The 20,935-nt window shown below is 71.2% G+C and carries 22 protein-coding genes; 9 read left to right on the top strand and 13 right to left on the bottom strand.

What is annotated here, in order from left to right; translation table 11 throughout:
• Positions 1-15: 15 nt before the first annotated feature.
• Entirely contained in the window at positions 16-1,329 is a 1,314-nt protein-coding gene (locus AB9M23_RS08345; protein WP_372424061.1) for a hypothetical protein, read from the bottom strand.
• A gap of 155 nt (positions 1,330-1,484) precedes the next feature.
• Positions 1,485-2,447 (bottom strand): acetyl-CoA carboxylase carboxyltransferase subunit alpha, encoded by a 963-nt coding sequence (locus AB9M23_RS08340; protein WP_372424060.1) that lies wholly within the window; start codon positions 2,445-2,447, stop codon positions 1,485-1,487.
• Positions 2,448-2,684: 237 nt separating this feature from the next.
• Between AB9M23_RS08340 and ahcY the strand changes: the two genes are divergently transcribed.
• Complete coding sequence (gene ahcY, locus AB9M23_RS08335; RefSeq protein ID WP_372424059.1) at positions 2,685-4,085, top strand: adenosylhomocysteinase; 1,401 nt, start codon at positions 2,685-2,687, stop codon at positions 4,083-4,085.
• A 79-nt stretch (positions 4,086-4,164) separates the two neighbouring features.
• Here ahcY and fliI read toward each other — a convergent pair whose 3' ends face one another.
• From fliI to AB9M23_RS08315, 4 genes are read right to left on the bottom strand one after another with little or no spacing between them, the layout of a single operon-like run.
• Positions 4,165-5,508 carry a flagellar protein export ATPase FliI gene (fliI, locus tag AB9M23_RS08330; protein ID WP_372424058.1) on the bottom strand — a complete coding sequence of 448 codons (1,344 nt, stop codon included), beginning with the start codon at positions 5,506-5,508 and terminating at the stop codon, positions 4,165-4,167.
• Entirely contained in the window at positions 5,505-6,041 is a 537-nt protein-coding gene (locus AB9M23_RS08325; RefSeq protein ID WP_372424057.1) for a hypothetical protein, read from the bottom strand. The genes fliI and AB9M23_RS08325 overlap by 4 nt, the downstream gene beginning before the upstream one ends.
• A complete protein-coding gene (gene flgF / locus AB9M23_RS08320) occupies positions 6,041-6,772 on the bottom strand; it encodes a flagellar basal-body rod protein FlgF (protein WP_372424056.1) in 732 nt (243 codons plus the stop codon). The genes AB9M23_RS08325 and flgF overlap by 1 nt, the downstream gene beginning before the upstream one ends.
• Before the next feature lie 35 nt (positions 6,773-6,807).
• Positions 6,808-7,587 carry a DUF1217 domain-containing protein gene (locus AB9M23_RS08315; RefSeq protein WP_372424055.1) on the bottom strand — a complete coding sequence of 260 codons (780 nt, stop codon included), beginning with the start codon at positions 7,585-7,587 and terminating at the stop codon, positions 6,808-6,810.
• 182 nt (positions 7,588-7,769) lie between these two features.
• Here AB9M23_RS08315 and AB9M23_RS08310 point away from each other — a divergent pair, with 182 nt between their 5' ends.
• Positions 7,770-7,925: a PIN domain-containing protein gene (locus AB9M23_RS08310; protein WP_372424054.1), complete on the top strand. Its 156-nt coding sequence runs from the start codon at positions 7,770-7,772 to the stop codon at positions 7,923-7,925.
• A 42-nt stretch (positions 7,926-7,967) separates the two neighbouring features.
• On the opposite strand, the gene AB9M23_RS08305 is transcribed toward AB9M23_RS08310, so the two are convergent.
• A complete protein-coding gene (locus tag AB9M23_RS08305; RefSeq protein ID WP_372424053.1) occupies positions 7,968-9,002 on the bottom strand; it encodes a sensor histidine kinase in 1,035 nt (344 codons plus the stop codon).
• Positions 9,003-9,208: 206 nt separating this feature from the next.
• Here AB9M23_RS08305 and AB9M23_RS08300 point away from each other — a divergent pair, with 206 nt between their 5' ends.
• Positions 9,209-10,021 carry a Crp/Fnr family transcriptional regulator gene (locus AB9M23_RS08300; RefSeq protein WP_372424052.1) on the top strand — a complete coding sequence of 271 codons (813 nt, stop codon included), beginning with the start codon at positions 9,209-9,211 and terminating at the stop codon, positions 10,019-10,021.
• A 12-nt stretch (positions 10,022-10,033) separates the two neighbouring features.
• Here the strand turns inward: AB9M23_RS08300 and AB9M23_RS08295 are convergent, their stop codons facing one another.
• Complete coding sequence (locus AB9M23_RS08295) at positions 10,034-10,609, bottom strand: protein phosphatase CheZ (protein WP_372424051.1); 576 nt, start codon at positions 10,607-10,609, stop codon at positions 10,034-10,036.
• 78 nt (positions 10,610-10,687) lie between these two features.
• Positions 10,688-11,071 (bottom strand): response regulator, encoded by a 384-nt coding sequence (locus AB9M23_RS08290; protein WP_029030313.1) that lies wholly within the window; start codon positions 11,069-11,071, stop codon positions 10,688-10,690.
• A 241-nt stretch (positions 11,072-11,312) separates the two neighbouring features.
• Between AB9M23_RS08290 and AB9M23_RS08285 the strand changes: the two genes are divergently transcribed.
• Complete coding sequence (locus tag AB9M23_RS08285; protein ID WP_372424049.1) at positions 11,313-11,783, top strand: MaoC family dehydratase; 471 nt, start codon at positions 11,313-11,315, stop codon at positions 11,781-11,783.
• Positions 11,784-11,867: 84 nt separating this feature from the next.
• Positions 11,868-12,845, top strand: a complete 978-nt coding sequence (locus tag AB9M23_RS08280; RefSeq protein ID WP_372424048.1) for a bifunctional riboflavin kinase/FAD synthetase — start codon at positions 11,868-11,870, stop codon at positions 12,843-12,845.
• A 69-nt stretch (positions 12,846-12,914) separates the two neighbouring features.
• Here the strand turns inward: AB9M23_RS08280 and AB9M23_RS08275 are convergent, their stop codons facing one another.
• From AB9M23_RS08275 to rpmI, 3 genes are all read right to left on the bottom strand, one after another.
• Positions 12,915-13,148 (bottom strand): hypothetical protein, encoded by a 234-nt coding sequence (locus AB9M23_RS08275; protein WP_372424047.1) that lies wholly within the window; start codon positions 13,146-13,148, stop codon positions 12,915-12,917.
• A 114-nt stretch (positions 13,149-13,262) separates the two neighbouring features.
• The gene (gene rplT, locus AB9M23_RS08270) at positions 13,263-13,643 is read right to left on the bottom strand and encodes a 50S ribosomal protein L20 (RefSeq protein ID WP_372424046.1); all 381 of its coding nucleotides are present in this window, start codon (positions 13,641-13,643) and stop codon (positions 13,263-13,265) included.
• A gap of 43 nt (positions 13,644-13,686) precedes the next feature.
• Positions 13,687-13,887, bottom strand: coding sequence for a 50S ribosomal protein L35 (gene rpmI / locus AB9M23_RS08265; RefSeq protein WP_372424045.1), 201 nt, complete (start codon positions 13,885-13,887; stop codon positions 13,687-13,689).
• Between the two features lie 264 nt (positions 13,888-14,151).
• Here rpmI and AB9M23_RS08260 point away from each other — a divergent pair, with 264 nt between their 5' ends.
• Positions 14,152-14,361 (top strand): hypothetical protein, encoded by a 210-nt coding sequence (locus AB9M23_RS08260; RefSeq protein WP_372424044.1) that lies wholly within the window; start codon positions 14,152-14,154, stop codon positions 14,359-14,361.
• A gap of 36 nt (positions 14,362-14,397) precedes the next feature.
• Here the strand turns inward: AB9M23_RS08260 and AB9M23_RS08255 are convergent, their stop codons facing one another.
• The gene (locus tag AB9M23_RS08255) at positions 14,398-15,891 is read right to left on the bottom strand and encodes an NAD(P)H-hydrate dehydratase (protein ID WP_372424043.1); all 1,494 of its coding nucleotides are present in this window, start codon (positions 15,889-15,891) and stop codon (positions 14,398-14,400) included.
• Between the two features lie 223 nt (positions 15,892-16,114).
• Between AB9M23_RS08255 and AB9M23_RS08250 the strand changes: the two genes are divergently transcribed.
• The 3 genes from AB9M23_RS08250 to lon all read left to right on the top strand — a co-directional run bounded on the left by AB9M23_RS08250 (position 16,115) and on the right by lon (position 20,741).
• A complete protein-coding gene (locus tag AB9M23_RS08250; RefSeq protein ID WP_372424042.1) occupies positions 16,115-16,453 on the top strand; it encodes a P-II family nitrogen regulator in 339 nt (112 codons plus the stop codon).
• A gap of 93 nt (positions 16,454-16,546) precedes the next feature.
• Complete coding sequence (glnA, locus tag AB9M23_RS08245) at positions 16,547-17,956, top strand: type I glutamate--ammonia ligase (protein ID WP_372424041.1); 1,410 nt, start codon at positions 16,547-16,549, stop codon at positions 17,954-17,956.
• A 361-nt stretch (positions 17,957-18,317) separates the two neighbouring features.
• A complete protein-coding gene (gene lon / locus AB9M23_RS08240) occupies positions 18,318-20,741 on the top strand; it encodes an endopeptidase La (RefSeq protein ID WP_372424040.1) in 2,424 nt (807 codons plus the stop codon).
• The last annotated feature ends 194 nt before the right edge of the window (positions 20,742-20,935 follow it).

Below are 20,935 nucleotides of genomic sequence, written 5' to 3'. Positions count from 1 at the left end.
CTCTGGGGCGCCGGATCAGTCGAGCGAGGAATAGCCCGAGGACGGCCACAGCGGCTGCGTGCCCGGCGCGACCGACGCGCCGCGCTGCGGCGGCACGGGCGCCGTCGTCGCCGGGTCGCGCGAGGCGGGCGCGCCGCCGAGCGGCAGGGTCGAGAACAGGCCGCCGAGCATGCGGGCGTAGAACGGCTCGCGGGGCTCCGCGGGCGTCGCCGCAGCCGTCGCCGGGGCGGACGTCGGCACGCTCGCCGTCGCCACCGGAGCGGCGGCGGGCGCCGCGGGCCGGGTCTGGACGGCGACGGCGGTCGGCGTCGCCTCCTCGAGCGGACGCCCGCGGGAATCGACCGGCACCAGCCGCGGCCCGGCGGCGAGCGCCTCCGGCCGGCTGACGACGCCGAGGCGATCGTCGTTGCGGTTGCGCCCGGCGTCGAGCGCGGCGAAGGCGGTGGCGCTCGACACGTCCGTCTGGCGGGCGGTGGCGAGCCCGAAGGAGGGATGGCCGCCGCCGTCCTCGTAGACCACCCGTACCGCCGGCTTGCCCGCCTCGATCAGCCGCGCGACCTCGATCTCGTCCGCCTGGGCCCGCTGGCGCACCATCGCCGTCACCGTCGGGTCGACCGGCGTGCAGTTCTGCGTGCCGAAGGAGTAGCGCCCGCCGCAGACCTCGACCGACGGCTCGAGGCGCGTCACCTCGAAATGGTCCCAGCCTTCCTTGAGGTTGCGCCAGAAGGCGATGTTGGGGTCGTAGCGCGACTGGGCGAGGTTCTCGGGCGTCATGCGGAACGGGTAGGACTGGAACTGGAAGGCGCGCTGGCCGCCCTCGAAGGCCTCGCGGGCGAGCGCGTAGACCTCGGCGATCGCCTCGTCCGTCATGGCGAAGCAGCCGCGCGAGGTGCACGAGCCGTGCACCATCAGGTGCGAGCCGGTGCGCCCGTGCGTGCGGTCGTAGGCGTTGGGGAAGCCGGTGTTGAAGGAGAGGTAGAAGCTCGAGTTCGGGTTCATCAGCGCCGGCGAGACGGCGTAGAATCCCTCCGGCGCCTGGCGGTCGCCCTCGCGGATCTTCGGGCCCAGCTGGCCCGACCAGCGGCAGATCGGGTAGGTGTCGAGGAGCGCGTAGCGCCCGTCCCGGCCCTTCTTCCAGACCTCGAGTTCGGATTCCATCTTGAAGACCCGCACCAGAATCGGGTCGTCCTGGTCCATGCCCTTCGAGGCCATCAGCGCGAGCGTCTGCGGCGGGATCGGCTGGAGATGCTTGTTCGACGAGACGGTGCGCTCCTGGCAGGCGGCCAGCGCCAGCGCCATCGCGGCCACGAGAGCGGCTCTTCTCACCATGGGGTCCCCACTTCCTCGCGCCCGTCGGCGCACCTCGTCGTCGGCGCGTCGCGCGCGCCGTTCGTCCCCCGCACCGTAGGATCGTTAGCCTTACGCGAGCCTTACCGCAAGACCACCCCTCGCGGGCGCAGTCTTCACGTATGGTGAACGAATCGTTACCCCAGCTTGAGCTTGCGGCCGATGGCGAGGAACTTGTCCGCCCGCGCGGCGCGCACCGCGTCCGGCGAGAGCGGTGCGAGCTCGGCCAGCGCGGCGGCGACGGCGTTGCCGGTCGCCTCCATCACCGCGGCGGCGTCGCGATGCGCGCCGCCGACGGGCTCGCGCACGATCGCGTCGATGACGCCGAGCCGGAGCAGGTCCTGCGCGGTGATCTTCATCGCGGTCGCGGCGTCCTGCGCGCGCCCGGCGTCGCGCCACAGGATCGAGGCGGCGCCCTCCGGCGAGATCACGGAATAGATGGCGTGCTCGAGCATCAGCACCCGGCTCGCGGTGGCGAGCGCGATGGCGCCGCCCGAGCCGCCCTCGCCGATGACGACGGCGACGTTGGCCACGCCGAGCGCGAGGCAGGCCTCGGTGGAGCGCGCGATCGCCTCCGCCTGGCCGCGCTCCTCGGCGTCGATGCCCGGGTAGGCGCCCGCCGTGTCGACGAAGGCGATCACCGGCAGGCCGAAGCGGTCGGCGAGCTCCATGATGCGCACGGCCTTGCGGTAGCCCTCCGGGCGGGCCATGCCGAAATTGTGCCGGATGCGCGCGCGCGTGTCCGAGCCCTTCTCCTGGCCGATGACGCAGACCGGCTGGCCGCGGAAGCGCCCGAAGCCGCCGACGATGGCCTCGTCCTCGCCGAACTTGCGGTCGCCGGCGATCGGCGTGAACTCGTCGACGAGGCCGCGCACGTAGTCCGAGAAGTGCGGCCGCTGGGGATGGCGCGCGACCAGCGTCTTCTGCCAGGGCGTCAGCGCCGCGTAGAGCCCCGCCAGCGCCTCCGCCGCCTTGGCCTCGAGCCGCGCGATGTCGTCGGAGATCGCGACGGCGTCGCGCTCCGCGCCGAGCGCGCGCAGCTCCTCGAGCTTGGCTTCGAGCTCGGCGACGGGCTTTTCGAAATCGAGATAGGTGCGCATCGAACCGCGGTGATGGGACGGGCGGGACACGGGGCCGTGGCGGCCCCCCGCGAGGCGCGCGGACACTGCTCGCAACGTCCGGGGAAGTCAAGGCGCACGCCCGTCGCCGCAACAAGGACATAAAGACATGTTTATATGTTGATTGCCATTCCTCCCGCGGTCTGCTATGGCATCGCGAGACGCCGAGATCCGCATCCGAGATCCGCATCCGACACACACATCGAGGGACACCGACCGATGGCGCAGGACTACATCGTCAAGGACATCTCGCTCGCCGACTGGGGCCGCAAGGAGATCTCCATCGCCGAGACCGAGATGCCGGGCCTCATGGCCACGCGCGAGGAGTACGGCCCGTCGCAGCCCCTGAAGGGCGCGCGCATCGCCGGCTCGCTGCACATGACCATCCAGACGGCGGTCCTGATCGAGACGCTGAAGGCGCTCGGCGCGGACGTGCGCTGGGTGTCGTGCAACATCTACTCGACGCAGGACCACGCCGCCGCGGCCATCGCCGCCGCCGGCATCCCGGTCTTCGCCTGGAAGGGCGAGAGCCTGACGGACTACTGGGACTACACCGCCAAGCTGTTCGACTGGCACGGCGGCGGCATGCCCAACATGATCCTCGACGACGGCGGCGACGCCACCATGCTCGTCCACCTCGGCAAGCGCGCCGAGGACGGGGACGTCGCCTTCCTCGACAAGCCGGGTTCCGAGGAAGAGGAGATCCTCTTCGCGCTGATCCGCCGCCTGCTCGCCGAGAAGCCGAAGGGCTGGTTCAACGCGCTCGCCGCCTCGATCAAGGGCGTCTCCGAGGAGACGACGACGGGCGTGCACCGGCTCTACATCATGGCCAAGGAAGGCAAGCTGCTCTTCCCCGCCATCAACGTGAACGACTCGGTGACGAAGTCGAAGTTCGACAACCTGTACGGCTGCCGCGAGTCCCTCGTCGACGGCATCCGCCGCGGCACGGACGTGATGATGGCCGGCAAGCTCGCCATGGTCGCCGGCTACGGCGACGTCGGCAAGGGCTCGGCCGCCTCGCTGCGCCAGGCCGGCTGCCGCGTGATGGTGTCCGAGGTCGATCCGATCTGCGCGCTCCAGGCAGCCATGGAGGGCTACGAGGTCGTGACGATGGAGGACGCCGCCCCGCGCGCCGACATCTTCGTCACCGCCACGGGCAACAAGGACGTCATCACCGCCGACCACATGCGGGCCATGAAGGACCGCGCGATCGTCTGCAACATCGGCCACTTCGACAACGAGATCCAGGTCCAGGCCCTGCGGAACTACAAGTGGACCAACATCAAGCCGCAGGTCGACGAGATCGAGTTCCCCGACGGCAAGCGCATGATCCTGCTCTCCGAGGGCCGACTGGTGAACCTCGGCAACGCCATGGGTCACCCGTCCTTCGTGATGTCCGCCTCGTTCACCAACCAGACGCTCGCGCAGATCGAGCTGTGGCAGAACACGGGCAAGTACGAGAACCAGGTCTACGTGCTGCCCAAGCACCTCGACGAGAAGGTGGCCATGCTCCACCTCGAGAAGATCGGCGCCAAGCTCTCAAAGCTGCGCCCGGATCAGGCCGATTACATCGGCGTGAAGGAGGCCGGCCCGTTCAAGCCGGAGCATTATCGGTACTGAGGCGGCGCCCCTACGCGGAACGCGAGCAGCCCGGCGGATGCGCAGTCCGCCGGGCTTTCTCGTGCGGACCGGCCCCCGCTCACCCCTTCAAGAGCACCGCCAGCTCCCGATACGGATCCTCGCTCTTGGGCGAGGACGGGTCCTGCCTCAGCGCGTCGTAGAGCTTCGGCACGATCGCCACCGCGCGGTCGAGGTCGGCGTCGGCGCCGGCCTGGTAGGCGCCCATCAGGCGCAGGTCGCGGGTCTCCTCGAAGCGGGCGATCAGCGCGCAGAAGGAGCGCACCAGCGCCTGCTCGTCGGGCGACCAGACCTTGCGGGCGAGCCGCGAGATCGAGGTGAGCGGGTTCATCGCCGGATAGCGGCCGCGGTCGGCGATCCAGCGCTCGAGCACGATGTGGCCGTCGAGCGTGCCGCGGATCGCGTCGGCGACGGGGTCGTTGTGGTCGTCGCCGTCGACGAGCACCGAGAAGACGCCCGTGATCGTGCCCCCGGTCCCCTCGAAGCCCGGCCCGGCGCGCTCGAGCAGCCGCGGCAGGTCGGAGAACACGCTCGGCGGATAGCCCCGCGAGACCGCGGGCTCGCCGGCGGCGAGCGCCACGTCGCGGGCGGCATGGGCGTAGCGGGTGACGCTGTCGGCGATGAGCAGCACGTGCTCGCCGCGATCCCGGAAGAACTCGGCGACCGCCATCGCGGTGTTGGGCGCGAGCCGGCGCATCATCGGGCTCTCGTCGCTGGTGGAGACCACCATCACCGCCTTGTCGCGATCGTGCCCGAGCGTCTCCTCCAGGAATTCCCGCACCTCGCGCCCGCGCTCGCCGACGAGCGCGATCACCACGGTGTCGACGGCCTGCGCGGCGGCGAGCATCGAGATCAGCGTCGACTTGCCCACCCCCGAGCCCGCGAAGACGCCGATGCGCTGGCCGGCGCACAAGGGCGTGAACAGGTCGATGGCCCGCACGCCGGTGCGGAAGTGCCCGCCCACCCGGGCGCGGCGCATCGCCGGCGGCGGCTCGCGGAAGGGGTGGACGACGTCCGCGCCGTGCCGCAGGGGGCCACGCCCGTCGATCGGGCGGCCGAGCGCGTCGACGACCCGACCCTTCCAGGTCGCATCGGGCTGGAGCGAGACCGGCTCCATCCGCCAGGCGCGGGTCTCGAGCCGGGCGTCGATGGCGCCCTCGAAGGGCTTGACGGTGGCGCCCTCGGCATCGATGCGCACCACCTCGCCGATCCGCGGACCGTCGGCGCCTGGGATCGCGACCCGCTCGCCGAGCTTCAGGAAGGGCGAGAGGCCGCCGACGCGGTAGTGCCCGGGCGCCACGGCGGCGACGACGCCGCCCTCGGCGACGAGGGGCACCTCGCGGGCGGCGCGGCCGACGGCGTCGGCGAGCCGGTCGAGAGCATTGGCGGGGGGCGGCGGGCTCACGGCGTGTCCGCCCCGCCCGCGGGCGCCCTGAGGGGCAGGTCGCCGAGGTGGCGCGCGCGCAGGGCCTCGATCACCTCGGCCGGGAAGACGCTGCGCGGGTCGGCGGCGAGGCGCGCGGGGTCGACCACGACGGGCTCCGAGGCCGGGGCCTCCGGCGGGGGCGACCAGGCGTCGCGCGGATCGACGGCGGCGAGTGGGGCGGCCGCGGCGGTGTCGGTGGCCGCCGCGCCGCGCAGGGCGGGCATGTCCTCGCTCGCCCACAGGTCGATGGAGGCGTCCGCGGGCGTCTGCGGCGGCGGCGGGATCGGCGGCGGCGGCGGCGCGTTCGCCGCGGCATGCAGCGCGCGGGCGATCAGCGCCTCCTCGAAGGAGGGCGGGATCGGGACGTTCCCGGCGGGGAGCGGCGGCGGCGGCGTGCGCGCGAGCCGCAGCGCCTCGCGCGCGGCCTCGAGACGGCCGATGCGCGCGTGCGCCTGCGCATCCATCGCCAGCCCGGGGGGCGGGCCGGAGAGCGGGACGACGACCTCGCTCATCAGGCGCCGCCCTCGCCGCCGAGCGTGCGGATCGCGCTCGACTGCGTGCGCTCGGACTGCTCGATCGTCTTCGACACCGCGTCGAAGGCGCGCGAGACCATGACGAGCCGCGTCATCTCGAGCACGGGGTTGACGTTGGCGCCCTCGACGTAGCCCTGCGCCACGCCGTTGCCCACGAAGTCGAGCACCGGCTCGGCGGGCAGGTCGGGCACGACGCCGGAATTCTCGAAGCGCCCGAGCCGCGCCGCCTCGGGGATGGAGAACAGCCCGATGGCGCCGACCTGCACGCCGTTCTGCTGGAGCATGCCGTCGCGCGAGGCCGCCGGCGGGCCGGCGTCGGCGTCGAGCTGGATCGGCGCGCCGCCGACGTCGAGCACGCGGTAGCCGGCGGTGGTGACGAGTTCGCCGTTCGCGTTCATCGAGAAGCGCCCGTCGCGGGTGTAGACCGGGCCGTTGGGGCCCTCGAAGGCGAAGAAGGCGTCACCGTCCACCGCGAAGTCGAGGAGGTTGCCCGTCTGCTGCAGCCCGCCCGCGTTGCGCGACACGAAGGTCTCCCCCGCCGAGGCGAAGGCGACCGGGTCCTTGCCGGCGGTGGAGAGCAGTTGCTCGAAGGTCACCTCGTCGGCGCGGTAGCCGACGGTGGACATGTTGGCGACGTTGCGCGCGATCGTCTCCATGCGGCGCTCGAGCGCCACCTGGCCGGAGAGGGCGACGTAGATGGAGGGCTGCATGGCGGGTCCCCTGGCCTCTTCTTCCCGGAGCGCCGTCAGCGTCCGAGCCGGATGGATTGCAGGCTCATCAGCACGTCCGAGCCGATCTGCGCGGTGACCGGCTGGCCGAAGAGGATCGTCGGCACCTGCGGCGCCACCGGAGGGTTCGCGACGTCCCACAGGGCGGCGAACCGCTCGAGGAACTTCGAGAGTGCGTCCGGGTCCTTCAGGTCCTCGAGGTCGAGGCGGCTCTCGATCAGGCGCGCCTGCTTGTCGATGTCCATGCTCTGCATCGAGTCGGGCAGGCCGAGCGCCGTGCGCACCACCTGCGCGAGCGCCGGATCGGCCAGGATCTGGTAGGGGCTCGTCAGGCCGGAGGCCTTGCGCTCGAAGTAGAGCGCGAGGCGCACGCCCTCGTTCTGCGCGCCTTGCGTCTCCTCGAGCGTCTGGCGGACGTACTTGTCGATCGTGCCCTGCACGGCGCGGGAGAAGATCGTCGTCGTCTCGCCGTAGCGCTTGAAGTTGAAGGCCTCGACGAAGTCGCGGTAGCGCCGGTCGACGAGCTTCATGGCGAAGGCGTCGCGGGAATCGATCCCCTCCTCCAGCGCCTTCCTCATGAAGCCCTTGGCGTAGGTCATGTCGGAGAGGCCGTGGGCCTTCATCGCGAAGGAGAACAGGCGATCGTCGGCGAGGAAGTCCTCCATGGACTTCACCTGCCCGATCTTCTCCCGGTAGTACTCGATCTCCCGCGCCGCCTGGGGCGTCTGGGCGGTGCGCTCCAGCGAGCGCGGCAGGTCGCTCGCCACGAGCCGGTAGGACAGGGCCGTCGCCAGCATGGGGCCTCCTCGCGCCGATGCCGGCGCCTCTCGTGACACGAGGATCGGGGGAGAGGCTTGCGCGGGGCTGGAGGCGCTGCTCTCGAGCGTCGCGCTGAAGCGCGACGGCGAACGTGCGCCGACGATCGAGGAGTTTCGGGAAATCGCCGAGGCGGGCTGGGCCGGCGAGAGGTGAGGGTCTGTTGCGCGGCTACGACTTCGCCGATGCCGCGATCGCGACGATCGGGCTGGAGATGGGAGCCGAGATCGTCACCAGCTTCGACGTGCGGGCTCTCGAACGGTTGAAACGCGTGGGGTTCGTCGCGCTACCACCGGAGCAGCGCATCGCGCGCCGGTGACGTGCGCGCGGCGCGCGTGCCGTCATCGAACCCCCTCGCCCCCTACCCCGCCGGGAACCTCACCACCACCGCCGTCCCCCGCGGGCGGCGCTCCCAGGCGATGGTGGCGTCGAGCTGGCGGGCGAGTTCGCCGACGATGCGCATGCCCAGGCCCTGGCGGGTCTCCTGCTCGAAGCCCTCGGGGAGCTCGCGCCCGTCGTCGGCGATCACGAGCCGCACGCGGCCGTCCGGCTCGACCTCGAGCGACAGGTCGACCGCTCCCGGCGCATCCGGCGCATAGGCGTGCTTTAGCGCGTTGGTGAGGAGTTCCGTCACCACCAGGGAGAGCGTCACGAGGCGATGATGCGCGATCTCGACGGGCGCCGTGCGCACCGTGCAGACGACCCGTGTCGCGCCCGCGGCCGCGACGACGTCGCCGCACAGGTCGGAGAGGATGCGGTCGAGCCCGCCCTGCGCCACCTCGGGATCGTAGAGCCGCCGGTGGATGCGGCCCATCACGTCGAGCCGCGCGCGGGCGGCGTCGAGGGCCGCGAGGGCGGCGGGATGGCCGCCGACGTGGCGGCGCTGGAGAGTGAGCAGCGCGGCGACGAAGGCCATGTTGTTCGAGACGCGGTGCTGAAGCTCGTGGAACAGCGTGCGCTGCGCGTCGAGCAGCGCCCGGGCGCGGGCCTCCTCGGCGGCGAGGCGGCGCAGGGAGACGTCCATCACGTGGATGAGCAGGATCTCGACCCCGACGACGAGCACGTAGAAGGCCAGCGCGATCACCGTCTCCGGCCACAGGAGAGCGAACGAACGGAAGGGCGGGATGAACAGCCACCAGGCGGTGAGGCCGCCGAGCACCGCCGCGAAGATGCCGGGACCGACCCCGCCCAGGAAGGTCGCGATCACCACGACGGGGAAGAACGTCACGTAGGGATAGCCGACGAGCGCGTCCCCGATCGCGATCCGCAGGCCGAGCGCCACGAGGAAGCCGATCGTGGCGACCGCGTAGCCGATCGCGGGGCGCGCGCGCAGCCCGGCGGTGGCGTCGAACAGGCGCAGGAGCGGGGGGGCGGGGGCGGCTACGGCGGCGGGCATCGCGGACGATCTCCGCGCGCCGCTGGGACGCGCTCTCGTGGTCGGGCGTCGCGGCGCGCGCCGCCGGACGTGCGTGAGACTTCCTGCCTAGGCTGGGCGCGACGGGATGTCAGCGCACAAGTGCACACTCCGGGCCCGCGACCACCGAGATCCCGGCAGCGTCCGCGGGGATCGAACCACGGCCGAGCTTGGGCGTTGACGCCGCGATGGAGACCAGAGCCGAGGCCGAAGCCATGCTCGTCACGGGCCAGACCAACACCCTTCCCGCCCACGTGGAAGGCAACAACCTCCTGCGCGCGCTGCGCCACGAGGACCTCGCGCGGATCGTGCCGCATCTCGAGGTCTGGGAGGGCGGGCGCGACGAGATCCTCTACGAGCCCGGGGACGACGTCGCCCACGTCTATTTTCCCTGCGCGGCGAGCCTCGCCTCCTTCCTGGTGCCGCTCGCCGACGGGCGGGCGGTGGAGACGGTGCTGATCGGCCGGGAGGGCGCGGTGGGCGGCATCGTCAGCCGCGGCCGGCTGCCGGCCTACGCGCGGGCGATCGTGCAGCATCCCGGCCGCTTCCTGCGCCTGCCGGTGACCGCGCTCGACGCCGCCAAGCGCGGCTCGCCGGGCATCGCGGACCTCTTCGCCCGCTACGCCGATTGCCTGATCGCGCAGGTGTTCCAGTCGGTGGCCTGCAACGCCGCACACACGCTCGAGCAGCGCGCCGCCAAGTGGCTGCTGGCGGCCGAGGAGCGCACGGGCGAGGCCTCTATCCCGATGACGCAGGAGCAGCTCGCCGCCATGCTCGGCGTGGGGCGCAGCTATCTCAGCCGCGTGGTCCGCGTGCTGCGCGAGCGCGGGGCGGTGCGGGTCTCGCGGGGACGCATCGAGATCGTGGACCGCGGCCGGTTGGCGATGGGCGCGTGCGGCTGCAACGCGCTGGTGCGCAAGCACTTCGACGAGGTTCTGGCGGGCGTCTACCCGCAGGAGGTCGCGCCAACGCGCCCACGCCTCGCCGAGGCGGTCGGCTGACGGGCGCTGCGATCAGCCGAACAGGGCGTCGATGTCGTCCTGGCTGACCGCCAGGTCCGCGGTCTGCGGGCCGTTGAGAATGAGCGCCTCCTTGCGGGCCTGCTTGGCGGCGTCCTCCGGGTCGACCTGCGCGGCCTGGTCGCGCATGTTCACCGCCGCCGCGAAGCGCGAGAGGCGCTTCTCGACCTGGGCGAGCTCGTCGACCACCTTGTTGATGCGCTGGCCGGTGATGTCCTGGAAGGAGCAGGCCTCGAAGATCTGCGTCACCTTGTCCTGGACGAAGGCGCGGTAGGTCTCGAAGTCGTCCTCCGCCGAGCCGAGGATCTCCTCGGCGGCGGCCATGATCGTGTTCGTCGCCGACTGCGTCGCGTCGACCACGTTGCCGAGCTCGTCGTGCGCGACGGGCAGGCGCGCCCGGTAGAGTTCGTTGGCGCGCAGCGCGCCGATCTCGCGCTTGATGTTGGTGACGTAGTCCGCCACCGCCTCCAGCTCGCGGGCGACCATCTTGAGGTCGATCCCGTCCGGGTCGATCAACGCGCCGCGGGGTCTCGTGCTCGTGCGCATGCGCTGCGCGGATGCCGTCGCCATGCCGCCACCTTTCGCTGTTCTCGTTCGTGGACGGCGGACCCCGCGGCGTGCGCCGCGGGACCGCGGGGGGCGCCGGGATCAGGACCCGCAGACGGCCTCGATCTTGGCCTTGAGCGTCTGCGCGTTGAAGGGCTTGACGATGTAGTTGTTCACGCCGGCCTTCTTCGCCGCGATGACGTTCTCCGTCTTCGACTCGGCGGTGACCATGATGAAGGGCGTGACGCGCAGCGCCTCGTCCGAGCGGACGTGGCGCAGCAGCTCGTAGCCCGTCATCGGCTCCATGTTCCAGTCGGAGATGACGAGGCCGTACTTCTTCTCCTTGAGCTTGGCGAGCGCGGCGGTGCCGTCGGACGCGTCGTCGACGTCCTCGAACCCGAGCTGCTTGAGGAGGTTACGGATGATGCGGACCATCGTCTGATAATCGTCGACGACGAGGATCGGCATCTTGAGGTCGAGGGCCATGTCCCAAGCTCCGGTTTCGCGAGCCGCCGCCTCTTTCCGGGCGGCGAGAAGACGGTGATCGAGGCGGCCTCCGCGGGGGACGCCGATGCTCGCCTTCTAACCCGGGCCGTGTTGCGAAGCGGTTAATCGCCCGAGCGCCCCGGGCCGCGACGTGCGACTTCGGTTCGACGGGACCAAAGTCTCATGGATGCGCGTTGCCGATGCGCTCTATTCTTCGGGGCATCGCGAGGAGGACAGAACGATGGCCGCCAACGCACTCGCCCGGGCGCCCGAGGACACGCAGACGTTTCCCGTCCTCTACTATGAGGACCTGTCGCTCGGCGCCCACGCGACGCTCATGCGCACCGTGATGGAGGCCGATCTCGCGCGCTTCGCGGAGATCTCGGGGGACACCAACCCGATCCACCTGTGCGAGCGCTACGCGCAGGCCACGCGCTTCGGCCAGCGCATCGCACACGGCATGTTCACCGCGAGCCTGATCTCGGCGATCCTCGGCACCCGCCTGCCGGGGCCCGGCGCGGTCTACCTGTCGCAATCGCTCCAGTTCCTGGCGCCGGTGCGCATCGGCGACGTGGTCTGCGCCACCGTCGAGATCGTCGAGCTCGTCCCCGAGCGCCGCCGGGCGCGGCTGTTCTGCGAGGCGCGGGTCGACAATCGCCCGGTGCTCGAGGGCGAGGCGTGGGTCGCGGTGCCTAGCCGCGCACGGCGCTGACGCGCCCGGCCGACCGCGCGCCGCGCGGCCGGCGGGCGGGTTCGCGCTTGATTTGTGCGCGCGGCTGACGCACTTCGTGCGCCCATGACCGGATCGCCTCCCCAAGCCTCCCCGCCTTCCGTCTCCACGACGCATGTCGACCCCGCGCCCGGCCGCCGCGGCCCCGTGGTCGTCATCGGCAATTTCGACGGCGTCCACCGCGGGCACCGCACGCTCCTCGCCGACGCCCGCGAGAAGGCCGCCGCGCGTGGCGTCGGGACGGCGGTGCTGACCTTCGAGCCGCACCCGCGCGCCTTCTTCTCGCGCGGCGAGCCGTTCTTCCGCATCACGCCGCGGGCGGAGAAGGAGCGGGTGCTCGCCCGCGTCGGGGTCGACGCCGTGCACGTGCGCGCCTTCGACGCCGGGCTCGCGGGCATGAGCCCCGAGGCCTTCGTCGACGAGCTCCTCGTCGGCGCGCTCGACGCCTCGGGCGTGGTCGTCGGCTACGACTTCCACTTCGGCAAGGGCCGAGCGGGCACGCCGGCGGTGCTGACGCGGCTGTGCGCCGAGCGGGGCATCGGCTGCGACGTCGTCCCCGTGGTCGAGGAGGCGGGCGCGCCGGTCTCCTCCTCAGCCATCCGCGCGGCGCTCGCCGCGGGCGACGTCGCGCGGGCGAACGCGCTGCTCGGCTACCGTTGGTTCGTGCTGGGCGAGGTCCGCCACGGCGACAAGCGCGGGCGCACGCTGGGCTATCCCACGGCCAACATGGCGCTCGCCGAAGGCTGCGGCCTCGCCCACGGCATCTACGCGGTGCGGTTGTCCGCCGACGGCGTGGTGCGCGACGGCGTCGCGAGCTTCGGCCGCCGCCCGACCTTCGACGACGGCGCGCCCCTGCTCGAGACCTTCGTGTTCGACTTCACCGGCGACCTCTACGGCAAGACGGTCGGCGTCGAGTTCGCGGGCTTCATCCGCGGCGAGGAGCGCTTCGAGAGTGCGCAGGCGCTGATCGCGCAGATGGACCGCGACAGCGCCCGCGCGAAGGAGATGCTGGCGGCGCGGGACGGGCTCGACTCGATGCTCTGAGGAGTCCGCGCGCCGCGCGGATGGTGGGGCCGTTCGACGTTTCCCGGCGAGCGGCGTCTCCGGCCGCGCTCACCGCGGCGGCGGCTGGTCGCCTTCGGAGACGCCGGGCTCGACGATCTCGAGACGTCGCTCGATGCGATCGAGGCGATCCTCGATGCGGTCCATCTTGGCGAAAGACGTCGCGCCCTGGTGCTCCAGATGAGAGACGCGGGCGCGCAACTCCCGCAGCAGTTCCCCGTGGGTCTGGAGAACCCCGCGGATCTCGCGCAACATCGGCAGGATGATGCTGTCCTGGTTGCTCATGCGTCTACCTTCCTACACGAAGAAGCATAGGCCGGCACTTCGCGTAGGTCAACGAAGAAGAGCGCGTGGGTCGCCCCACGCGCTCCGTAACAACCGAGAAGCGAAACGCCCCGATCAGGCGGCCTGGGCCTCGGCCGGCGCCGGCAGCGCGCCCTTGGCCTTCTCGACGAGGGCGGCGAAGGCGCCGGGCTCGTGGATGGCGATGTCGGAGAGGACCTTGCGGTCCACCTCGATGCCGGCCTTGTTGAGGCCGTCGATGAAGCGCGAGTAGGTCAGGCCGTGCTCGCGGACCGCGGCGTTGAGGCGCTGGATCCACAGCGCGCGGAAGGTGCGCTTCTTGTTCTTGCGGTCGCGGTAGGCGTACTGCATCGAGCGATCGACGGCAGCCTTCGCGGTGCGGATGGTGTTCTTGCGGCGGCCGTAGAAGCCCTTGGCGGCCTTCAGGACCTTCTTGTGCTTGGCGTGAGCGGTCACGCCGCGCTTGACGCGGGCCATGGTTCAGTCTCCGGTGTTCGTAATGTGCGGCAGGATTTCGGGATCAGGCGTAGGGAATGAAGTAGCGCTTCACGAACTTCGCGTCGCCCTCGAACATCACGGCCGTGCCGCGCTGGTCGCGAATCTGCTTCTTCGTGCGCTTGATCATCCCGTGCTGCTTGTTCGCCTGGGTGCGGATGACCTTGCCGGTACCGGAAACCTTGAAGCGCTTCTTGGCGCTCGACTTCGTCTTCATCTTGGGCATTTGGCTCGTCTCCTGTCGCGCACGGCGTCTCTCGCCTCCCCGGAGGAAGGCCGCGCCGCCCGCCCGTCTCGTGTGAGCGTCTCGACCAGCCACGGCAGCCCTTTCGCCGGGCCGGTCGATGAGGCGCGGGACATTGCACGAATCCGGGGCGCGTGCAAGGTCCTCCGCCGGCCGTCCGCCCGGGCCCGGCCGCGATCGGAACCCGCCGTCCGCCGCCGCCTTGTCTCTCCACGACCCGCGACGATCGCGACACGGAGACCCCTCATGGCCGAGAAGACGCCCGACGACGCCCCACGCGAGCACGAGAAGACGCCGACGCACGCCCCCGGCGAGGACGCGCCGCCCGGTCGCCGCGGCCCGCCGCCCTACCCGGTGGACGACCCCGAGCTGACCGACCCCGGCAAGACCCGCGGCGCCGAGCCCGACGTGGTGCCCGGGCGCCCGGGTGTCGGCGGCGAGACGCCGACGATGTAGGACACCGACGATCGGAAGGCCGGTCGGCCGAGGTTCTCACCCCAGCACCTCCCCGAGCAGCGCCGGGAGCATCTCCGGCAGGTCCTCCGCGATCAGCCCCGGGCCGACGCGCGCGCCGGCGCGGCCGTGCAGCCACACCGCCGCGCAGGCGGCCTCGAACGCGGGCATGCCCTGCGCGAGGAGCCCGGCGACGAAGCCGGCCAGCACGTCGCCGGAGCCCGCCGTCGCCAGGTGGGGCGTGCCGCCGGCGTTGATCGCGGCGCGGCCGTCCGGAGCCGCGATCACCGTGTCCGGGCCCTTGTCGACCAGGACGATGCCGAGCGCCGCCGCCCCGGCCCGGGCGGCGGCGAGCTTGGAGGGCGCGTCGCGGGTCTCCTGGCATCGCGAGAACAGCTCGGCGAACTCGCCCGCGTGCGGCGTCGCCACCGCGGCGCCCGTCCGCGCGCAGAGCGCCGCCAGCGCGTCGTGCTCGCCCGCGAAGGCGGTGAGCACGTCCGCGTCGAGGACGAGCGCGCGATCCGCCGCGTGCGCCGCCCCCGCCGCCGCCTCGACGAGCGCCCGCGCGCGCTCCCGCCCCAGGCCCGGCCCGAGCGCGAGGACGTTCAGGCGCGCGTCCTCGAGCAGGCCCGCCAGATCGCCGGCGTCGTCGCACGGCCGCAGCATGATCGCGGTGAGGTGGGCGGCGTTCACGGCGAGCGCGTCGCGCGGGGAGCCCACCGTCACCGCGCCGGCCCCGATCCGCAGCGCTCCGCGCGCCACGAGCCGCGCCGCGCCGGTCGTGTCGGCGGGGCCGGAGAGCACGAGCGCGTGCCCGCGCGCGTACTTGTGCGCGTCGAGAGCCGGGCGCGGGAAGGCGGCGCGCCACAGCGCCTCCTCGTCGGCGAAGGTCCGCGGCGCGAGCCCGGCGATCACGGCGTCGGGGATGCCGATGTCGGCGACGACGAGGCGCCCGCACAGCGCGCGTCCCGGCATCAGCAGGTGACCGGGCTTGCGCCGCGCGAAGCCGACGGTGAGCGTCGCCGGGCAGGCGGTGCCGCGCACCCGGCCGGTGTCGCCGTCGAGGCCCGACGGGACGTCGACGGCGAGGACCGGGACGCCGGCGCCCGCCAGCCGATCGAGGAACGCGGCGGCCGCCCCGTCGACGTCGCGGTCGAGGCCCGCCCCGAGGAGGGCGTCGATCACGAGGTCGAACGCGCCCGGGTCGGCCCCGGCGAGCGCCACGTTCGGGCCGGTCCAGCGGGAGGCCGCCGTCGCCGCGTCTCCGGCGAGTCGTGCACGCTCGCCGAGCAGCGCCACGGTGACCGCGAAGCCGCGTTCGGCGAGGACGCGCGCCGCGACGAAGCCGTCGCCGCCGTTGTTCCCGGGTCCGCAGGCGACGAGCACGCGCGCGCCGGCCGCGACGAAGCCCGCCGCCGCGTCCGCGACCGCCGCGCCGGCGGCTTCCATCAGCGCGATGCCGGGCCGGCCCGCGGCGATGGTGCGCCGGTCGGCCTCGCGCATGCCGGCCGTGTCGAGGAGATGATGCATCATTTTTGGCCGTCCCCTGCCTCGTATCCGCTCGCGGTGGAGCGCCCGCCGGCGCAGCACCTCCATATTCCGCCTGTCCCGTGAGCATTCGCCCGGAATTTGTGCAACACCAGCCGCAAAAGCGATCAGCATCCCTTGCTCGGCTTTCCCGCGGTGATGATAAGAGATGAGGCGCGGACGCGCAGCCCGCGCCGGCACGACAGCGACGACCGAGGGCGAAGCCGACATGCGAAAGATCGAGGCGATCATCAAGCCGTTCAAGCTCGACGAGGTGAAGGAAGCGCTCCAGGACGTCGGGCTGCAGGGCATCACCGTCATCGAGGCCAAGGGCTTCGGGCGGCAGAAGGGGCACACGGAGCTCTACCGGGGTGCCGAGTACGTCGTCGACTTCCTCCCCAAGGTGAAGCTCGAGATCGTCCTCGCCGACGACCTGGTGGAGAAGGCCGTCGACGCCATCCGCAAGGCGGCGCAGACCGGGCGCATCGGCGATGGCAAGATTTTTGTATCGACGGTGGACGAGGCGATCCGCATCCGCACCGGCGAGACCGGGTCGGACGCGATCTGACCCGCCCCGCCCGCTTCGACGAGAACCGCGGCCGTCCAGGACCGCGGATGAAGATCCCGCCCTGAAGACCCCGTACGAGAGGACTACCCGGACATGCAGACCGCCAACGACGTGCTCAAGGCGATCAAGGACAACGACGTCAAGTACGTCGACTTCCGCTTCACCGATCCGAAGGGCAAGTGGCAGCACGTCACCTTCGACGTCACCTTCGTGGACGAGGACACCTTCGCCGACGGCATCATGTTCGACGGCTCCTCGATCGCCGGCTGGAAGGCGATCAACGAGTCCGACATGACGCTGATGCCGGCCCCCGAGACGGCCTGCATCGACCCGTTCTTCTCGGCGACGACGATGTCGATCGTCTGCGACGTGCTCGAGCCGGCCTCCGGCGAGCCCTACGGCCGCGACCCGCGCGGCACCGCCAAGAAGGCCGAGGCCTTCCTCAAGTCGACCGGCATCGGCGACACGGTGTTCGTCGGCCCCGAGGCCGAGTTCTTCGTGTTCGACGACGTGAAGTTCGCCGCCGACCCCTACAACGTCTCCTTCCAGGTCGACGCGACGGAGCTGCCCACCAACGGCATGCGCTCCTACGAAGGCGGCAACATGGGCCATCGCATCCCGATCAAGGGCGGCTACTTCCCCGTGCCGCCGCTGGATTCGGGGCAGGACATGCGCTCGGAGATGCTCGCGGCCATGGCCGAGATGGGCGTCAAGGTCGAGAAGCACCACCACGAGGTGGCCTCGGCCCAGCACGAGCTCGGCATGAAGTTCGACACGCTGGTGCACATGGCCGACCAGATGCAGGTGTACAAGTACTGCATCCACAACGTCGCGGCCTCGTTCGGCAAGTCGGCGACCTTCATGCCCAAGCCCGTCTACGGCGACAACGGCTCGGGCATGCACGTCCACCAGTCGATCTGGAAGGACGGCAAGCCGCTCTTCGCCGGGGACAAGTACGCCGACCTCAGCCAGGAGTGCCTCTGGTACATCGGCGGCATCATCAAGCACGCCAAGGCGATCAACGCCTTCACCAACCCGTCGACGAACTCCTACAAGCGTCTCGTGCCGGGCTTCGAGGCACCGGTGCTGCTCGCCTATTCCTCGCGCAACCGCTCGGCGTCCTGCCGCATTCCGTGGACGACCTCGCCGAAGGCCAAGCGCGTCGAGGTGCGCTTCCCCGACCCGACGGCGAACCCCTACCTCGCCTTCGCGGCGCTGCTGATGGCCGGCCTCGACGGCATCCTCAACAAGATCGACCCCGGCGCGGCGATGGACAAGGACCTCTACGACCTGCCGCCGCGCGAGCTCAAGAAGATCCCGACCGTGTGCGGGTCGCTGCGCGAGGCGCTCGCCGCCCTCGACAAGGACCGCGCCTTCCTCAAGGCCGGCGGCGTGTTCGACGACGACCAGATCGATTCCTACATCGAGCTGAAGATGCAGGACGTCATCAAGTTCGAGCACACCCCGCACCCGGTCGAGTACGTGATGTACTACTCGGTCTGATCCGAGCGCCGGGCACGCCGCGCGCGCGGCGTCGTCTCGACGGGACATCCGGAGCCGGGGCGCGACGCGTCCCGGCTCCGCGCGTTTCGGGGCGGCGGGCCGCTCGCGAGCCCCTCGCACGGACGCGATCGGATCTCCCGTGCAGGCTGTGGGGGATCGGCGGGTCGCGCTTGAAACGAACCGCGCGACGCGCCACCTTACCCGGGCGCGACGCGCTTTCGCTCCCGGCCACGAGGGGAGCGCGCCGCACGCCCCGCGCGTCGATTCGCATTCGGCGCGAGCGCGGGGACGTCACCCGCCCGCCGGCGGCCTGCTTCCGCGAGAGGCGCGCCCGGGCGCAAAGGGAAGAGGATCAGCCTCCATGACACAGTCCAAGACGCGGCAGCCCGTCGTTCCGGGGTCGGAAGGCACCTATCCGGTGCTCCCGCTCCGCGACATCGTCGTCTTCCCGCACATGATCGTGCCGCTCTTCGTCGGCCGCGAGAAGTCGATCCGGGCGCTCGAGGAGGTGGTCAAGACCGACCGCCACATCCTGCTCGCGACCCAGAAGAACGCCGCCGACGACGATCCCGCCGCCGACGCGATCTACGACGTCGGCACGCTCGCCAACGTCCTCCAGCTGCTCAAGCTGCCCGACGGCACGGTCAAGGTGCTCGTCGAGGGCGCGGGCCGCGCGCGCGTGGGCGAGTTCCTGCGCGTGGAGGACTACTACGAGGCCCGCGCGACGGTGCTCGAGGACGACCTCGGCGACAAGATCGAGGCGCAGGCGCTCGCCCGCTCGGTGGTCGGGGAGTTCGAGAACTACGTCAAGCTCAACAAGAAGGTCTCGCCCGAGATCGTCGCCGCCGTGACGCAGATCGAGGATCCGGCGAAGCTCGCCGACACGGTCGCCTCGCACCTCGCCGTGAAGATCTCCGACAAGCAGGAGCTGCTCGAGACGAAGACCGTCGCCGAGCGCCTCGAGCGCGTGCTCGGGCTGATGGAGAGCGAGATCTCCGTGCTGCAGGTGGAGAAGCGCATCCGCACCCGCGTCAAGCGGCAGATGGAGAAGACGCAGCGCGAGTACTACCTCAACGAGCAGATGAAGGCGATCCAGAAGGAGCTCGGCGACGAGGACGGCCGCGACGAGATCGCCGAGATCGAGCAGAAGATCAAGGACGTCAAGCTCTCCAAGGAGGCCCGCGACAAGGCGACCGCCGAGGTGAAGAAGCTGCGCCAGATGTCGCCGATGTCCGCCGAGGCGACGGTGGTGCGCAACTACCTCGACTGGATGCTGTCGATCCCGTGGAACAAGCGCTCCAAGGTCAAGAAGGACCTCGCCGGGGCGCAGGTCACCCTCGACAACGATCACTTCGGTCTCGAGAAGGTCAAGGAGCGCATCGTCGAGTACCTCGCCGTGCAGCAGCGGGCGAACAAGCTCACCGGCCCGATCCTGTGCCTCGTCGGCCCGCCCGGCGTCGGCAAGACCTCGCTCGGCAAGTCGATCGCCCGCGCCACGGGCCGCGAATTCGTGCGCATGTCGCTCGGCGGCGTGCGGGACGAGGCGGAGATCCGCGGCCATCGGCGCACCTACATCGGTTCGATGCCCGGCAAGATCATCCAGTCGATGCGCAAGGCCAAGACCTCGAACCCGCTCATCCTGCTCGACGAGATCGACAAGATGGGCCAGGACTTCCGCGGCGATCCGTCGGCGGCGCTCCTGGAGGTGCTGGATCCGGAGCAGAACTCGACCTTCAACGACCACTACCTCGAGGTGGACTACGACCTGTCGAGCGTGATGTTCGTCACCACGGCGAACACGCTCAACATCCCGGCGCCGCTGCTCGATCGCATGGAGACGATCCGGATCGCGGGCTACACCGAGGACGAGAAGGCCGAGATCGCGCGCCGGCACCTGATCCCCAACGCGATCAAGAAGCACGGCCTGAAGTCCGAGGAATGGGCCATCGACGACGCGGGGCTCCTGCTCCTCATCCGCCGCTACACGCGGGAGGCGGGCGTGCGCAACCTCGAGCGCGAGATCTCCAATCTCGTGCGCAAGGCGGTCAAGAAGATCCTGATGACGGAGGAGACGTCGGTCGTCGTGACCGAGACGAGCCTCGAGGACTTCCTCGGCGCGCCGCGCTACCGCTACGGCGAGGTCGAGGCGGAGGACATGGTGGGCGTCGTCACCGGCCTCGCCTGGACCGAGGTCGGGGGCGAGCTGCTCACGATCGAGGGCGTCATGATGCCCGGCAAGGGCAAGATGACGGTCACGGGCAACCTGCGCGACGTGATGAAGGAATCGATCTCGGCGGCGGCGTCCTACGTCCGCTCGCGGGCGGTCGATTTCGGCCTCGAGCCGCCGCTCTTCGACCGCAAGGACATCCACGTCCACGTGCCGGAGGGCGCCACCCCGAAGGACGGCCCGTCCGCCGGCATCGCCATGGCGACCGCGATCGTCTCGATCATGACGGGCATCCCCGTGCGCCGGGACATCGCCATGACCGGCGAGGTCACCCTGCGCGGGCGGGTGCTGCCCATCGGCGGCCTCAAGGAGAAGCTGCTGGCGGCGCTGCGCGGCGGTCTCAAGACGGTCCTCATCCCCGAGGAGAACGTCAAGGACCTCGCCGACGTGCCCAAGAACCTGAAGTCCGGCCTCGAGATCGTCCCGGTCTCGCGGATGGAGCAGGTGCTCGAGCACGCCCTCGTGCGCAAGCCCGAGCCGATCGAGTGGGACGAATCGGCGATGCCGGCCCCCGCGCGCGGCGCGGAGGAGGGCGAGCCGGGCTTCGTCGCCCATTGATCGTCCGCCCGGCGGCGCCTGCGGGCGCGTCGAACCGGTCCAACGCGGCCTCCGGACCCGGTCCGGAGGCCGTTTTTCGTGCCGGGGCGCCGATTTCCACAGCGAAATCGCGTCGCTGCCGCTTGCGGGGCCGGAGCATTCCGCTATGCAGGAAAGAACCGAACGACGGCGCAGCAAGGGTTTGCGCGCCGCGC

The organism is Salinarimonas chemoclinalis (genome assembly GCF_041514305.1).
GTDB lineage: Bacteria > Pseudomonadota > Alphaproteobacteria > Rhizobiales > Beijerinckiaceae > Salinarimonas > Salinarimonas chemoclinalis.
The sequence above is the reverse complement of the archived record's forward strand: the minus strand, read 5'-3'. Positions and strand labels throughout refer to the sequence as shown.